Raw genomic sequence first — 15,404 nt, 5'->3', positions numbered from 1 at the left:
GGGATCGAGCCATGAACGCCTCCGCATCGTCGTCGCCGGCTCCGCGGAGGGCGGGGCCGATCCGCATCGCCATTACCACGGGTGAGCCGGCCGGCGTCGGCCCCGAGCTGACCGCCGCCGCGCTGGCGGGCGCCTCGGCCCACTGGCCCGACGCACAGTTCGTCGTGCTCGGCGACAGTAAGCTGCTCGAAGCGCGCGCGAAGGCCGCGAGCGTTGACTGGGCCGCCTTGCTGGCCAACCAGCCTGTGCAGGTCGAGCATGTCGCGCTCGCGACTTCAGCCAAGCCTGGCAAGCTCGACACCGCCAACGGCCGTTATGTCCTCGCACTGCTCGACCGCGCTATCGACGGCGCACTGGCGGGCGAATTCGACGCGATCGTCACCGCACCGCTGCAAAAGAGCACGATCAACGACGCCGGCGTGCCGTTCACCGGCCACACCGAATATCTCGCCGAACGCACGCATACGTCGCGCGTGGTCATGATGCTGGCGGGCACCGGCGCGCGCCCGTTGCGCGTGGCGCTCGCCACGACGCATTTGCCGCTCAAGGACGTTTCGGCGGCGCTCACGGTCGAGGGGCTCGTTGAAACGCTTGGCATCATCGACCATGACCTGCGTCATCATTTCGGCGTGCCGCTGCCGCGGATTCTCGTGACCGGCCTCAACCCGCATGCGGGCGAGAATGGCTACCTGGGGCGCGAGGAAATCGACACGATCTCGCCGGCGCTGGCCGCCGCCGCCGCGCAAGGTATCGACGCGCGCGGCCCTTACCCCGCCGACACGCTGTTCCAGCCGCGCTACCTCAAGGACGCAGACTGCGTGCTGGCGATGTTCCACGACCAGGGCCTGCCGGTCCTGAAATACGCGACGTTCGGCGAAGGCATCAACGTCACGCTCGGCTTGCCGATCGTGCGCACCTCGGTCGATCATGGCACCGCGCTCGACCTGGCCGGCACCGGCCGCGCGGACGCCGGCAGCCTGATCGCCGCCCTCGACACCGCCGTTTCGATGGCGCGCCACCGGCGCGCCATCTGATTGATTCCAGAGAAGATGTCCAACAGCAGCAGACAGCACCAGGGCCACTTCGCGCGCAAGCGCTTCGGCCAGAACTTCCTCGTCGACACGGGCGTGATCGACTCGATCGTCGACGTCATTCGCCCGCAGCGTGGCGAGCGCATGGTCGAGATCGGGCCGGGCCTGGGCGCGCTCACCGAGCCGCTCATCGAGCGCCTCGCGACGCCCGAATCGCCGCTGCACGCGGTCGAACTGGACCGCGACCTGATCGCGCGCCTCACGAAGAAGTTCGGCCCGCTGCTCGAACTGCACGCGGGCGACGCGCTCGCGTTCGACTTCGGCTCGCTCGCGGCGCCGGGCGAGAAGCCCTCGCTGCGCATTGTCGGCAACCTGCCGTACAACATTTCGAGCCCGTTGCTGTTCCACCTGACCACGTTCGCCGAGCGCGTGATCGACCAGCACTTCATGCTGCAGAACGAAGTGGTCGAGCGCATGGTGGCGGAGCCCGGCAGCAAGGCGTTCGGCCGTCTCACGGTGATGCTTCAGTACCGCTACGTGATCGACAAGCTGATCGACGTGCCGCCCGAATCGTTCCAGCCGCCGCCCAAGGTGGATTCCGCGATCGTGCGCATGATTCCCTACGCGCCGCACGAACTGCCGAAGGTGAACGATGCGTTGCTCGGCGAACTCGTGACGGCCGCCTTCTCGCAGCGCCGCAAGATGCTGCGCAATACGCTCAGCGATTACCGTGAGCGCCTCGACTTCGACGCGCTCGGCTTCGATCTCGCGCGCCGCGCCGAGGAAGTGCCCGTTGAAGAATATGTGAGTCTCGCGCAGGCGCTGGAAGGGGCAGGCGGCGCTTGATCTGCGCGCGATGCGCCGCGTTGCCAGTGCGTTAGCCGTTGTTCAGGCAATTTCTCAGGCCGCTGCGCTGCGCCTCGTAGGCCTTGAGCTGGCTATAGACGACGCGCAGCACCGAAAGCTCGCCCGATCCGTGCTGCGCCGCGCCGCCGCGCTGGATCAGGTCGCCGAGCACGTGATCGGCCTCGATACGCGAACCGTTCTGAACGTCGCGCAACATCGAGGCGGTGAGCGACGAACCCTTCGCGAACAGCATCGCGCGCGAACGCTCGACGAAGCTGTCGCGCACGGCGTGGCCGTGTCCGGCTGCGATCGCGCGGCATTCGGCGAAGAGACGTTCGATCATCATGGCGCCGTCGGGCGTGGAGAGAATCACGCCAACCGGCGCACGGAAAAGACACGTGCTGCCCGCGAGCGCCGCGAGAAACACCCATTTCTCCCACATCTCCTGAAGGATGTGATCGCTCGCCTTCACGTGGAAACCGGCATTGCCGAATTGATCCGCCACGGCTTGCACGCGCGTCGAGACGCCGCCGCCGAGTTCGCCGAACGTGATGGCCTGCACGTCGTTCAAATGCACGATCTCGCGTTTCTCGTTGAGCGTGGATGCGATCAGGCACACGCCGCCGAGCACCGCCTGCGTGCCGAAGCGCGCCTGCAGGACTTCGAGATGGCGCATACCGTTGAGCAGCGGCAGGATCAGCGTGTTCGGGCCGACGGCCGCGGCGAACGAATCGATGGCGTTGTCGAGGTCATACGCCTTGCAGCTCAGCAGCACGAGATCGAACGGTTGGGCGCCTTGTGACTCGAGTGCTTCGCGCGTGACCGTCTTGACGTCGCGCAGCGTGAGATCGCCCGACGGACTGCGGATGACGAGGCCCGCTTCGCGCAGTTGCGCGGCGCGCGCCTCGCGTACCAGAAACGTCACGTCACGCCCCGCAGCGGCGAGCCGGCCGCCGAAATAGCCGCCCGTCGCGCCCGCACCGACTACCAGAATTCGCATGTCTACTCCTCGTTGCTTACGTTTGGCGAAATTGCCGGGGCAATTTCGGGATGGCGTTCATGCTAGAGCAAATCGACGCATCTTGCCGGCGCCGGCAGGGCTGGCGCGTTTTTGGTACAGTCCGGTTTTTGACGACGGCAAAACGGAGTACACAATGCGCCTGCTGCACACGATGATCCGGGTCGGCGACCTCGATCGCTCGATCAAGTTCTATACCGAACTGCTCGGCATGAAACTGCTGCGCCGCGAAGACTACCCCGATGGCAAGTTCACGCTGGCCTTCGTCGGGTACACGGACGAGCGCGACGGCACCGTGATCGAGCTTACGCATAACTGGGATACGGCTTCCTACGATCTGGGGACTGGCTTCGGCCATCTGGCCGTTGAGGTGGAGGATGCCTACGCTGCCTGCGCGAAGATCAAGGAGCAGGGCGGGACGGTGGTGCGCGAGGCTGGTCCGATGAAGCATGGGACCACGGTGATCGCGTTCGTGACGGATCCGGACGGGTACAAGATCGAGTTTATTCAGAAAAAGTAAGGTAGTTGGTAGGGCGACGTCGGAATGCTCTGACGTCGCCGCTTAAAGCTCGTTGAGCTTTAAATTGAATTGACAAATCGCCCTAAATTAAAAGAAAAATATTGGGCGATTGTAAAAGTGATAAATGTTCTGTGTGGTTCTATCTCATTCAGGAGATATGAGCGGCCATTTGCCGCTTGCGTGTGCGGATAATTTCGACGCCTGATTTTTGCCGCTACAAGGGCCGAAGCATTTCGATTCAAATAATTCGCGCTGCATATTTTTAGATATCGGACTACGATCTAACTCGAGTTGACGCGACGATTGGCGGACAATTTTCGGATTAGTAGAGCGAGCCTATAGCAGTCCATTTAGCCTCCAATTCGGATTCTTCCTATGTACGGAAGAGAGCTGGCGGCAGAGACTTGCACCCTTCGCAATTTGCCATAAAGCGATTCGGCGCCTTGATCTCCGTGAGCACATGGTTTCATAGTGCGCGGGCTCCTAGATCCACTAACACTCGATGGGCGAAGTGCCGGCACCTTATCGAAATTTTGGTCGTTCCAATGACTCGCTTCGTTCCTGGATGTCTCGGAACGAGCTTCACGCCACTTGATGGAAGCGTCCCGATGTCGATCCTGCTGAATGCGTTTCTCGTATCGTTCTTGGTCGTCATGATGATCGTACGTTGGAAACACGTACATGGCGTACTGTCGATGGACCATGACCTCAAGGGCGTACAAAAGATCCACGGTACTGCCGTACCCCGTATCGGCGGACTGGGGATATTTACTGGCTTTGCGCTTGCATTTGCTTTCGAGGAGTACTCTGGCCGCGTAGGTGCGCGAGAGCATTGGGATCTGCTGATCTGTTCCGCGCCCGCGTTCCTTTCTGGCTTCGCCGAAGACTTAACCAAGCAGATCAGCGCGAGCCTCAGGCTCGTTTGTGCCGTGGGCGCGGCTGCACTGGCCTGCTGGGCGCTCCAGGCAATCGTCACTCATACCAATGTGCCGGGGCTCGACCTCGTACTTCTGATTCCTGTCGCCGCAACCGTATTCACGGTTTTGGGCGTTGCTGGCGTCGTCCATTCGATCAACCTTATCGACGGACTCAACGGCCTTGCATCAGTCGTCGCGATTCTGATTCTCGCTTCGATAGCCTGCGTCGCACAAGCTGTTGGCGATCATCTGATTGTCTCGATGTCACTCGCTCTGATTGGTGCAATCCTCGGTTTTGTCCTTTGGAACTATCCGGTAGCCAAGGTCTTCCTGGGCGATGGTGGCGCGTACTTTACCGGCTTTTTCACTGCCGAGTTGCTCATCCTGCTAGTAGTGCGTCACAGGGAGGTGTCACCCCTCTACGCGGCACTAGTCACCATCTATCCCGTGTTTGAGACGCTTTTCTCCATTTACCGGCGCAAGGTCCTTCGTGGCGTGCCGGTTGGCGCACCCGACAGGGGCCATTTACACGCGCTGCTATTCCGCCGCGCGGTGAAAGCGGATGTTGTCGAGAACGTGTGGAACAACCGCAACTCCCGCACAACTCCGCGCCTATGGTTACTCACGTTCGCGGCAGTCGGGCCCGCAACGCTGTTCTGGGAGAGGCCCTTGATACTTGCATTCTTTTCCGCGCTGTTTTGCGTGACCTATGTCTGGCTCTACTTCTCAATCGCACGCTTCAAAACGCCGTCTTGGCTGAAGTCCAGGTTTTGAAATCTGGTCGCCTTAAGCGAAGGTCCCATCTCGCGATACCCGAGTCTTCTGAGTTCTTGTTGAATCATTCGCAAATGTTGCTCTTCCGTCATATCAGATCCGTGCTAATGGGGGCTGCGCTCGCTGCGTCGCTGGGCGCTTGCGCATTGGCTCCAGGGATGCGCTTTGAGGCTCGCGCTCCAGTTGACCCTACGGATCCGAACTCGGCGCCGCTCGTGAAGCAAATCACGCCGGGGTTGGTTCGCGAACAGAAGGCCGCGCGAATTGCCTCGTCTGACGAGGTTCGAGAACTGCTCGGCACAGCGACGCCATATAGCATCGGGGCTGGCGACGTCCTCTCGATCATCACTTGGGATCACCCGGAACTGGTCGTCCCCAACTTGACCTATACGATTGGTGATACCGCTGGCCAGCTGCCAAGCGGTCCCGGCCTGAGCACGCAAGCGGTTCCCGGCTTTGTCGTCGGCGAAGATGGAAAGATCCAGTACCCCTACATCGGAAGCGTCAAAGCGGCAGGGCTCACTGCGACGCAATTGCAGGCACAACTGAAGCAATCGCTCACGCCTTATTTGCGCAACCCCCAGATGACGGTCAGCGTTGTCGCTTATCGCAGTCAGCGAATTTTTGTCGAAGGCCAGGTTGCGCAGCCCGGCGTGAAGCCGATTACGAATGTCCCCATGTCGCTCGCCGAGGCTTTGAGCGAAGCCAATGGTGTGACGGCTGGCCAAGGCGATACGAGTCGTATTCAATTGATTCGCGGTGGAAAGTCGATTCGTATCGATTTGCCGGCACTCGCCGCTAACCAAATAGACGCTTCAAAAATTCTATTGAAAGATCGCGATGTAGTTCGTGTTCCGCCACAGACCTATAACCAGGTGCTCGTGACGGGAGAGGTCACACATCCGGCCGCGCTGCCGATGCACGACGGGCGGTTGACGCTCAACGAAGCGTTGGGTGCTGGGCTGGGTGTGAATCCGACGAGCGCTGAACCCGCTGCGATCTACGTCGTGCGCGCGACGGAAGATCCCGCAAAGCCCGATGTATTCAGGTTGGACAGCACGTCTCCTGTCGGTCTCGCACTGGCTGAGCATTTCGAATTGGAGCCGAAGGATGTTGTGTACGTCGATTCGACGGGCCTTGCTCGCTGGAGTCGCGTGATGAATCTGCTGTTGCCAAGTGCCCAGGGCATCAATGTGGGTCGTCAGGCTTGGGGAGGTTATTGATGATTTCGTCAATTCTCGTTTTATGCGTGGGCAACGTTTGCCGGAGCCCCATTGCAGAAGGGATCCTCCGGGAGCGTTTGCCGACGCTTCACGTGGAGTCAGCAGGTATAGGCGCGCTAGTGGGTTCGGCGGCCGAGCCACACGCCGTTTTGCTCATGGCCGAACGTGGAATTGACATCTCTTCGCATCGCGCGCGTCAGGTTTCGACGTCACTCTGCAAGGAGGCAGATCTAATCCTGGTCATGGATCGCCAACAACAATACATCGTTGAACAAAACTATACGTTTGCCTGTGGACGTATCTATCGCATTGGTCAATTTGCTGACTTCGACGTCCCGGATCCCTATCAGGGCACCAGAGAACAATTTGCCTCCTGCACCGAGTTGATCGAAGGGGGCGTCTCTGAATGGATTGATCGAATTCTCGCTCTCTAGGCGGAGTCTCCGTTTTTTATAACCCCTCTTTCGGCCGACTGCGCATGTATGCAGTTCGGACGCAACGGAAGCATTGAATTTGCAGGCCTGCTGTAGCCATGTCTCCTTTGAATCAATCCACTGTCGCAACAAAAAGCGAATCGGATGAGATCGACCTTGCGACCATCCTGGATGTGCTCATCGCAAATCGGTTGTTGATTGCTGTCGTGACGGTATCGTTCCTGCTGCTGGGGACGCTGTACGCGTACTTGGCAACGCCGGTATACGAAAGTAATCTCGTCGTCCAGGTCGAAGACAGCCCGGATAGCGCTGCGAAGAGCTTGATCGGTGATCTCTCATCGATGTTCGACGTAAAGTCAACATCCGACTCTGAAATACAGATTCTGGGATCGAGGCTTGTTGTCTCGCGTGTAGTTGACAGTCTAAAACTCCACATCAGTGCGAAGCCGCGAAGGTTTCCCGTCATCGGTGGATGGATCGCGCGTCGCGCCAAGACCACATCAAGCCCTGGCATTCTCGGCATGGGCGGATACGCATGGGGCACCGAGCGCATCGAGGTTGAGCAGTTCGATGTGCCCTCCGATCTCTACGAGCATAAGTATGAGCTGACAGCCACAGGTGACGGCCAATACCGGATTGAGGGCGAAGGAGTCGATCACGCCGTTAGCGGGAAGGTTGGGAGCCCCCTAACATTCTCAACGTCTGCTGGCCCGGCGCGCCTTTTCGTTCGAAATATAGCGGCCAATTCTGGGACGGTTTTCCTGCTGACGCGTAGTTCGCGTCAGCAAACAATCGACGACGTTCAAAAACGTTTGAAGATCTCTACCGTCGGGAAGGACTCGGACGTCATATCTGCCGCTTTGCAGGGCAAAGATCCCGACCGTATTGCAGCCACCCTAAACGAGATCGGCCATCAGTACGTGACGCAGAATGCCGACCGCAAGGCCGCTCAAGCTGAGCAATCGCTCCAGTTCCTCACAATGCAGGAACCGGATATGAAGCACGAACTGGAACAGGCGGAAGATCGCTTCAACCAGTATCGGAACGAGCACGGAATCATCGATACTAACCAGGAGGCGAAGGTAGTCTTACAACAGTCCTCCGATCTTGAAACGCAGCTTTTTACGCTGCGGCAAAAGCGCGAAGAATTATTGACGCGCTTTGGCGACCAGCACCCGGCCGTCAAAGCGATCGATGAGCAGGTCGGCGCAACTCGAACGCAGCTCAACCAGGTTTCAGCGCGAATCAAAACGTTGCCGCTCGATGAGCAGGGAGCAGTGCGACTTGAGCGCGATGTTCGCGTCAACACGGATTTGTATATCGCGCTGCGGAACAACATGGAGCAGTTGCGTCTTATCAAGGCAGGCAAGATCGGTAATGTCCGTATCGTTGATAGCGCCTACGTGCCAGAACTTCCCGTCAAACCCAAGAAGATTCCGGTCATCGCGGCTGCGACATTGCTCGGGCTAGTTTTTGGGATTGTCCTGGCGTGGCTGCGGGATACGCTCTTTCGCGGTGTGACTGACCCGCATACCTTTGAAACCTACACGGGCCTCAACGTACTAGTGACAATCCCCCACAGTGATGCGCAAGCCGGACTCGCGCGCAAGATTGATGGGCTTGAGGCCAAGTCCGTTGTGCTTGCGAAAGCCCGTCCGAGCGATCCCGCTGTGGAAAGCCTTCGCAGCCTGCGCACGGCGCTGCAGTTTTCACTGCTGGAGGCTCGCAACAACATCGTGATGATCAGTGGACCGACACCCGGCATCGGAAAATCATTCATTTCCGCAAATCTTGCGGATCTGTTTGCATCGTCGGGAAAGCGTGTGTTGCTGATTGATGGCGACATGCGTCGCGGCTATCTGAATCAGTATCTCGGAGTGGGGCGGACACGCGGATTGGCAGACGTACTGGCGGGAAGACTGTCGCTTGCCGCTGCAACATTGCTTGCGGTCCGGCCAAATTTCGATTTCCTCTCGACTGGTGAGTTCCCGTCGCATCCATCCGAGTTATTAATCAATGGTGTCTGGGGAAGTATTCTGAAAGAAGCCTCTCGGATGTACGACGTCGTACTGGTCGACGTGCCTCCTGTACTCGCTGTCTCGGATGCGGAAATCATGGCGCCACACGCAGGTCGCATATTTCTCGTAGCCAAGTACGGGAAAACACGGGTGGGTGAAATCGATGAATCGGTAAAGCGAATAACACAAGGTGGCGCTCAGGTAAGTGGTCTTTTGTTCAACGGAATGCGATCACTCGGAAAGTTCTCGTATGGCGGGAAATACGCTAGCTATAGGTATGTTTCATACGACTATGAAAAACGTGAAAGCAAATAAAGATTGAAGGAAGAAGCCGTGAAATTGTCCAGCGAAACAAAAATTGGCATTATCGGTTTGGGGTATGTCGGCCTGCCACTCGCTGTCGAATTTGGCAAGCGTCGCGACGTGGTGGGGTTTGATATCAGCCGGGCGCGTATCGACTCACTGAGAGCAGGCCACGACTCTACGCTCGAGGTCAGTGAGGCCGAGCTCATTGAGGCAAGTGGGCTGACATTCACCAGCAAGCCAGAGGGGCTGCGCGAATGCACGATATTCATTGCAACTGTCCCGACGCCAATCGACGAATATAAGCGCCCTGATCTGACGGCGCTTTATCGCGCAAGCGAGACAATCGGCAGCGTACTAAAGAAAAACGATATCGTCATTTACGAATCGACTGTCTACCCTGGCGCAACCGAAGAAGAGTGCGTTCCGGTGCTTGAACGCGTGTCCGGTCTCAAATTCAACGTGGACTTTTTCGTCGGGTACAGCCCCGAACGGATCAATCCCGGAGACAAGACCCATAGGGTTTCGACGATTCGAAAAGTGACGTCAGGATCGACACCTGAAGCGGCGGATGCCGTCGACGCTCTGTACGGCGAAATTATCACCGCGGGCACGCACAGGGCGAGCAGCATTCGTGTTGCGGAAGCCGCGAAGGTAATCGAGAACACGCAGCGCGACGTGAACATTGCGCTCATCAACGAACTGTCGATCATCTTCACCCGCATGAGCATCGACACCGAAGCTGTGCTGGAAGCCGCTGGAACGAAATGGAACTTTCTGCCGTTCCGTCCGGGGCTTGTGGGCGGTCATTGCATCGGTGTGGATCCTTACTACCTCACTCATAAGGCGCAGGCGATTGGATACCACCCGGAGGTGATCCTCGCTGGCCGCCGGGTGAACGACAACATGGGAATATACGTTGCGTCGCAGCTAGTGAAGGCACTCACGCGCCGTGGCATCGCGATGAACAACGTCCGCGTTCTGCTGTTGGGCTTTGCATTTAAGGAGAACTGTCCGGATCTGCGCAATACGCGCGTCGTCGATATCGTCGACGAATTGCAGCAGTACGAGATGGGTGTCGACGTGTACGACCCTTGGGTCTCTAGCGAAGAGGCGCGACACGAGTACGGGCTCACCTTGATCGATAAACCAGCGCTTAACGCATACGACGCGATTGTCGTGGCGGTCGCGCATAAGGAATTTGCGCAAATGGGCATCGAGGCCGTGCGTGCGTTTGGTAAGCCGAACCACGTCTTGTACGACCTTAAATATGTGTTTCCGGCTGAGGCGTCGGACATCCGACTTTGAGCAGACGCACGACAGCGAGAAACAGGAAATGACTAAATGTTATACGTCCGTTTGCAACAATATCAAGTGTGAACCGGCACGCTGGTTGGTGACAGGAGTCGCAGGGTTCATCGGCTCCAATCTGCTCGAAAAGCTGCTGAGTTTCGATCAGCACGTAGTGGGGCTAGACAATTTCTCAACGGGCTATCGCCACAATCTCGAAGAGGTGAGAGGTTCGGTGACTCCGGAGCAGTGGCACCGTTTTGACATGTTTGAAGGTGACATCCGCAATCCCAGTGACTGCGCGCGCGCCGTGTTCGGCGTGGACCACGTACTTCACGAGGCCGCGCTGGGTTCGGTTCCTCGCTCGTTAGTTGACCCGGCAACGACGAATGACATCAACATTGGTGGATTTCTCAATATGCTGGTTGCGGCACACGAGGCGAAGGTAAAAAGCTTTACTTACGCGGCATCGAGTTCCACATATGGCGATCACGCTGCGTTGCCGAAAGTTGAGGATCGTATTGGAAAGCCGCTGTCGCCTTACGCGGTGACGAAACTCGTCAATGAACTGTATGCGGACGTATTCGCACGATGCTATGGCTTCCGTGCGATCGGACTGCGCTATTTCAACGTTTTTGGCAAACGCCAGGATCCGGATGGTGCGTATGCGGCTGTGATTCCAAAGTGGACCGCCGAATTGATACGTGGCAACAATGTGATCATCAATGGCGACGGCGAGACGAGCCGCGACTTCTGCTTTGTCGAGAATGTCGTGCAGGCCAATATCCTCGCTGCTTTGGCCACTGATGATGCGAAGAACGAGGTCTACAACGTGGCGGTTGGTGATCGGACGACGCTAAAACAGTTGTACGAGGCATTGAAAGACGCATTGACCGAAAACGGCGTCCGTTGCGCACACGAGCCCGTCTACGGAGGTTTTCGCGCAGGAGACGTGCGTCATTCGCAGGCATCGGTTGAAAAAGCTGCGCGTGCTTTGGGATACGGCGAAGCTATACCAATGAGCGTCGGGATTGCGCGGACGATGCCGTGGTACGTGCGTCGTATGAGAGAAGTGGCGTAGGTTGCCAATCGCCTCGATGAACATCGCATTTGTCATTTCGGGTCTTGGAATTGGTGGTGCTGAGGCGCAAATCCTTGCATTGGCAGGTGAATTTGCTTCTCGAGGACACCGCGTGACGATATTTTCAATGACAGGGAGGAGCAGCCACGTGCTGCCTGATTCTCCGGAAGTCCGTCTCGTGGAATTGCACGAGAGAAAGTCTATCCTCGGACTGCTGTCTATGTCTATGAAGCTCCTCAGTGCGCTGAGGGAAGGCGCGTACGACGTAGTGCACACACATATGTTTCATGCAAACATCATCGCCCGACTTATTCGGCCGTTGGTTCGTTGCCCTGTACTCGTCAGCACGGCACACAGCAATGTTGAAGGCGGCTATTTCAGAATGCTGATGTATCGGTACACGGATCGATTCACCGATTTAACGACCAACGTGAGCGCCAGCGCTGTTCGGCGATATATCAAGATAGGTGCCGCCCCGGATGGAAAAATCCGTGCCGTGTACAACGGGATCGACGTTTCGAAATTTAATCCTGATTTTGCGACGCGTTTGCGTGTACGCATGGAACTGGGCCTTGCCAGGGAAGATTTTGTCGTACTTGCTGTCGGCCGTCTTACTAAAGCGAAGAACTATCCGCTCCTCATTGATGCGTTTGCCGATGTTTGCTCGTCAATTCGGCACGCCCGACTCGTTATAGTGGGTGACGGGCCGCTTGCGGCTGAACTGCGCGAGCAAGTTAGTCGGCTTGAAAACTCGGAGTTGGTGACCTTTTTAGGTAGCCGCGACAATGTTCCGGAATTGATGAATATGGCTGACCTTTTCGTTCTGGCGTCGCAATGGGAGGGCTTCGGTCTCGCCGCAGCCGAAGCGATGGCAACGGAAATACCTATTGTTGTTACAGATGCGGGGGGGCTGCCCGAGGTGGTGGGAGATGCGGGCACTGTGGTGCCGAGTGGCGATAGGCAAGCGTTGGCTGCTTCGATGAGAGCCGTCGCTCAGATGCCGGTCGCCGCGCGCGCGCGTCAGGGTAAGGCAGGCCGCAAACGGGTTGAAACGCATTTTTCTCTGCGCCGGACTGCAGATGAATGGTTACACCTCTATGACCGGTTACTTCTTCGATGATTCGCGCATCCACTGGTCAGATGTTGGCTCGCCGTTGCAGCGTAGAAGTGCGTATCGTGCCGTACCGACTAACCCGCTATTCAGGCGAAGACGATGTGCCGATAGCAGTGACGACTCACGGGAGACAATCCATGCAAGATAGAACGCAGAGGGCACCAAAAAAGGTGCTGCTCTTTGCCAATACGGATTGGTATCTCTATAACTTTCGACTTTCCTTGGCAAAAGCAATCCGGGAAAGCGGTTATGAAGTTGTTTTGCTGTCGCCTGACGGACCTTATGGCCCCAAGCTTCGCGAAGCGGGGTTCCGCTGGGAAGTGGCTCCGATGCGCCGGAAGAGTTTGAATCCGTTGCGCGAGATAGCTTTCGTTTTTTGGCTGACACGTTTTTTGCGTCGTGAGGCTCCAGATTTGTTACACGGATTCACGATTAAATGCGCGGTTTACGGCGCAATGGCCGGCTGGCTGGCGGATGTTCCCGCTCGAATTAATGCGGTTGCGGGATTGGGCTATGTCTTCACGAGTAGAGACGTGAAAGCAATGATCTTGCGTCCCGTTCTGCGCCGACTCATGCAATTCACATTTAAGGCGAAGAACAGTCTGCTAGTTCTACAGAATCCTGACGACGTCCGATTGTTTTTGCATTATGGGATTGTCTCCGCCTCATACATCAGGCTCATCAAGGGTTCCGGGGTTGATTGTGAGCGCTTTACACAAAAGGTGTGGGATACCTCGGTGAACGAGCCATTGAAGGTGTTACTGGCAGCCCGATTGCAATGGGATAAGGGCATCGCTGAATACGTTGAAGCGGCGAAAATATTGCAGGCCGAGGGGCAGGCCATTCAGTTCTATTTGGCAGGTGCGGTTGACAAGGGCAATCCGGCAGCGATAGATGAAAAAGAGGTAGCGGAATGGGTGCGCGAGGGGGTGCTCACGTGGCTTGGCCATGTGGACGATATGCCCCGTCTCCTCAGGACGATGGATGTCATGGCGCTGCCCAGTTACCGGGAGGGCTTGCCGAAGGGGCTGATCGAAGCAGGAGCATCCGGGCTAGTTTTGGTCACAACTGACGTTCCGGGCTGCCGGGAAGTTGTTCAGTCCAACGGTCAAGACGGACTGCTCGTACCGCCGCGCGATGCTGGTGCACTGGCAGATGCGCTTCGCTCGCTAGAGCAGGATCGGTGGCTGCTGAGGAAGCTTGGGGTGGCCGCCAGAAAGAAGGCTTTCGCTGAATTCAACGAGAGCGTAGTCATCAAACAGACAATAGATGCGTACAAAGAACTGGAAGGACGCTGATTCCGACTCCTTTCGATGAAAAGTATGAAAAAAAGTTTGATTGCTAGCTATGCGGGGCAATTATATGCTGCATTGCTAAATATTATCATCGTCCCGGTGTTGCTGAGGCTCGTAGGGGCTGAGGCGTACGGGTTGGTCGGGTTTTTCACGATGATTCAGGGCTGGCTTTTACTGATGGATGCAGGAATGTCTCCTACGTTGGGTAGGGCGGCGAGTCGCTATAAATCTGGAAATTACTCAGCGTCGGAGTTCAAGTATCTCATTCGGTTCGCTAATCGAATTTTTCTTTCGATGACGATCATTTTCCTGGGGTGCTCCATTCCAGCTTCGGGCTGGATTGCGGCACATTGGCTCAACGTCCATATTCTGAGCGTACGAGACGTTGTATTTTCGATCGTCGTTATGCTCATCGCCGTCGCGATTCGCTGGAGAATACAGCCCTATCGCAGTGTCATCATAGGGATGGAAAAGCAGTTATGGCTCAATTCATTCAATGCGGTGATGGTTTCGCTTCGGACAATAGGCGCGGTGTTGTTGGTTTGGGTCTGCGGGCCAGATATAAAGCTCTACTTTTCGTATCAACTAGCGATCGCCATTCTTGAAGCGCTAGGTATGGCTTGGGAAGTGAAAAAAATAACTTCGAAGGAGAACTCAGGGAAAGATTGTGATGAGGGCAAGCGCCCAGATCTGGTGACGTTTGGAAAAATGTCCTTGACACTGATGCTGACGACCACGGCATGGACGCTGCTGACTCAGGTTGACAGGTTGATTCTCTCGAAGAAAGTCTCGCTTTCTGATTTTGGAATCTTCTCGATGGCCGTGCTTTGCGCGAGCGGGGTCACGATATTGACTGGGCCGCTTACGAGCGTATTAGGTCCTCGCCTGACAATCTTGTTGGAACGATGCGATACATCTGGCGCACTAGCAATCTATCGTGCTTCAACAAGATTCTCGGTGAGTGTCGTCCTGAATGCAGCATTCATACTGGCGCTTTTCTCCGATCATCTGTTGTTCGTTTGGTGTGGCGATGCCAGCCTGGCTGCTAAGGTGTCTCCAATCATGTTCTGGTACGTATTGGGAAACGGGTTTCAAGCGATGACGTCACTTTTCTATAGTCTTCAGTACGCCCACGGCAATTTGCGCTTGCACCTTGTGGGTTGTTGTCTGTTGGCCATTTTGGTAGTTCCGGTCATGTTCTGGGCGGCGTCGACCTATGGCGCCATTGGTACCGGAATGGTGTGGTGCGGGCAGGCCATCATCTATTTGTTCGTGTGGGGTTCGATTGTGCATTGGCGTTTGCTTCCCGCTTATCAGTGGAAGTGGTTCTTCCACGATTTGTTGCCAGGATTTTTGCCGACAGCGATCGTCGGCTATTTGTTGAAAAATGCGCCTTTCCCGTGGGGGGGGAGTAGACTCGGCGATTTTCTGTATTTTGTGCTTTGCATTACAGTGTGTGCGTTTGTTTCTGTTTTTACTAATGTCGATGTGATAAGGCGATTTCGCGGGTGGCAGCGCTCATGGGTTATGAGTCGTTGAA

The 15,404-nt window shown here is 56.7% G+C and carries 13 protein-coding genes; 12 read left to right on the top strand and 1 reads right to left on the bottom strand.

What is annotated here, in order from left to right; all coding sequences use genetic code 11:
- Positions 1-11 precede the first annotated feature (11 nt).
- Positions 12-1,034, top strand: coding sequence for a 4-hydroxythreonine-4-phosphate dehydrogenase PdxA (gene pdxA, locus L0U83_RS11805; protein ID WP_233882892.1), 1,023 nt, complete (start codon positions 12-14; stop codon positions 1,032-1,034).
- A gap of 15 nt (positions 1,035-1,049) precedes the next feature.
- Positions 1,050-1,877, top strand: a complete 828-nt coding sequence (rsmA, locus tag L0U83_RS11800) for a 16S rRNA (adenine(1518)-N(6)/adenine(1519)-N(6))-dimethyltransferase RsmA (RefSeq protein ID WP_233882891.1) — start codon at positions 1,050-1,052, stop codon at positions 1,875-1,877.
- A gap of 31 nt (positions 1,878-1,908) precedes the next feature.
- Here rsmA and panE read toward each other — a convergent pair whose 3' ends face one another.
- Entirely contained in the window at positions 1,909-2,877 is a 969-nt protein-coding gene (panE, locus tag L0U83_RS11795; RefSeq protein ID WP_233882890.1) for a 2-dehydropantoate 2-reductase, read from the bottom strand.
- Between the two features lie 154 nt (positions 2,878-3,031).
- On the opposite strand from panE, the gene gloA reads away from it, so the two are divergent.
- The 10 genes from gloA to L0U83_RS11745 all read left to right on the top strand — a co-directional run bounded on the left by gloA (position 3,032) and on the right by L0U83_RS11745 (position 15,403).
- Complete coding sequence (gene gloA, locus L0U83_RS11790; RefSeq protein WP_233882889.1) at positions 3,032-3,415, top strand: lactoylglutathione lyase; 384 nt, start codon at positions 3,032-3,034, stop codon at positions 3,413-3,415.
- Positions 3,416-4,023: 608 nt separating this feature from the next.
- Positions 4,024-5,106 carry an MraY family glycosyltransferase gene (locus tag L0U83_RS11785; protein ID WP_233882888.1) on the top strand — a complete coding sequence of 361 codons (1,083 nt, stop codon included), beginning with the start codon at positions 4,024-4,026 and terminating at the stop codon, positions 5,104-5,106.
- Positions 5,107-5,321: 215 nt separating this feature from the next.
- Positions 5,322-6,329, top strand: coding sequence for a polysaccharide biosynthesis/export family protein (locus L0U83_RS11780; protein ID WP_233882887.1), 1,008 nt, complete (start codon positions 5,322-5,324; stop codon positions 6,327-6,329).
- On the top strand, positions 6,329-6,763 hold the full coding sequence (locus L0U83_RS11775; protein WP_233882886.1) for a low molecular weight protein-tyrosine-phosphatase: 435 nt from the start codon (positions 6,329-6,331) through the stop codon (positions 6,761-6,763). The genes L0U83_RS11780 and L0U83_RS11775 overlap by 1 nt, the downstream gene beginning before the upstream one ends.
- 98 nt (positions 6,764-6,861) lie before the next feature.
- Positions 6,862-9,096 carry a polysaccharide biosynthesis tyrosine autokinase gene (locus tag L0U83_RS11770; RefSeq protein ID WP_233882885.1) on the top strand — a complete coding sequence of 745 codons (2,235 nt, stop codon included), beginning with the start codon at positions 6,862-6,864 and terminating at the stop codon, positions 9,094-9,096.
- A 3-nt stretch (positions 9,097-9,099) separates the two neighbouring features.
- Positions 9,100-10,392, top strand: coding sequence for a Vi polysaccharide biosynthesis UDP-N-acetylglucosamine C-6 dehydrogenase TviB (tviB, locus tag L0U83_RS11765; RefSeq protein ID WP_308445033.1), 1,293 nt, complete (start codon positions 9,100-9,102; stop codon positions 10,390-10,392).
- A 28-nt stretch (positions 10,393-10,420) separates the two neighbouring features.
- Positions 10,421-11,455 carry an SDR family oxidoreductase gene (locus L0U83_RS11760; RefSeq protein WP_233882884.1) on the top strand — a complete coding sequence of 345 codons (1,035 nt, stop codon included), beginning with the start codon at positions 10,421-10,423 and terminating at the stop codon, positions 11,453-11,455.
- A gap of 16 nt (positions 11,456-11,471) precedes the next feature.
- Positions 11,472-12,575 (top strand): glycosyltransferase, encoded by a 1,104-nt coding sequence (locus L0U83_RS11755; RefSeq protein ID WP_233882883.1) that lies wholly within the window; start codon positions 11,472-11,474, stop codon positions 12,573-12,575.
- A gap of 131 nt (positions 12,576-12,706) precedes the next feature.
- Positions 12,707-13,867: a glycosyltransferase family 4 protein gene (locus L0U83_RS11750; protein ID WP_233882882.1), complete on the top strand. Its 1,161-nt coding sequence runs from the start codon at positions 12,707-12,709 to the stop codon at positions 13,865-13,867.
- A 15-nt stretch (positions 13,868-13,882) separates the two neighbouring features.
- Entirely contained in the window at positions 13,883-15,403 is a 1,521-nt protein-coding gene (locus L0U83_RS11745; protein WP_233882881.1) for a lipopolysaccharide biosynthesis protein, read from the top strand.
- Position 15,404: the final 1 nt, after the last annotated feature.

The organism is Paraburkholderia flagellata, assembly GCF_021390645.1.
Taxonomy (GTDB): domain Bacteria; phylum Pseudomonadota; class Gammaproteobacteria; order Burkholderiales; family Burkholderiaceae; genus Paraburkholderia; species Paraburkholderia flagellata.
The sequence above is the reverse complement of the archived record's forward strand: the minus strand, read 5'-3'. Positions and strand labels throughout refer to the sequence as shown.

What these genes read in the sequence shown, in the direction of transcription:
- pdxA (WP_233882892.1), top strand. Translation starts at nt 12, where the DNA reads ATGAACGCCTCCGCATCGTCGTCGCCGGCTCCGCGGAGGGCGGGGCCG.
- rsmA (WP_233882891.1), top strand. Translation starts at nt 1,050, where the DNA reads ATGTCCAACAGCAGCAGACAGCACCAGGGCCACTTCGCGCGCAAGCGC.
- panE (WP_233882890.1), bottom strand. Translation starts at nt 2,877, where the DNA reads ATGCGAATTCTGGTAGTCGGTGCGGGCGCGACGGGCGGCTATTTCGGC.
- gloA (WP_233882889.1), top strand. Translation starts at nt 3,032, where the DNA reads ATGCGCCTGCTGCACACGATGATCCGGGTCGGCGACCTCGATCGCTCG.
- L0U83_RS11785 (WP_233882888.1), top strand. Translation starts at nt 4,024, where the DNA reads ATGTCGATCCTGCTGAATGCGTTTCTCGTATCGTTCTTGGTCGTCATG.
- L0U83_RS11775 (WP_233882886.1), top strand. Translation starts at nt 6,329, where the DNA reads ATGATTTCGTCAATTCTCGTTTTATGCGTGGGCAACGTTTGCCGGAGC.
- L0U83_RS11770 (WP_233882885.1), top strand. Translation starts at nt 6,862, where the DNA reads ATGTCTCCTTTGAATCAATCCACTGTCGCAACAAAAAGCGAATCGGAT.
- L0U83_RS11760 (WP_233882884.1), top strand. Translation starts at nt 10,421, where the DNA reads ATGACTAAATGTTATACGTCCGTTTGCAACAATATCAAGTGTGAACCG.
- L0U83_RS11755 (WP_233882883.1), top strand. Translation starts at nt 11,472, where the DNA reads ATGAACATCGCATTTGTCATTTCGGGTCTTGGAATTGGTGGTGCTGAG.
- L0U83_RS11750 (WP_233882882.1), top strand. Translation starts at nt 12,707, where the DNA reads ATGCAAGATAGAACGCAGAGGGCACCAAAAAAGGTGCTGCTCTTTGCC.
- L0U83_RS11745 (WP_233882881.1), top strand. Translation starts at nt 13,883, where the DNA reads ATGAAAAGTATGAAAAAAAGTTTGATTGCTAGCTATGCGGGGCAATTA.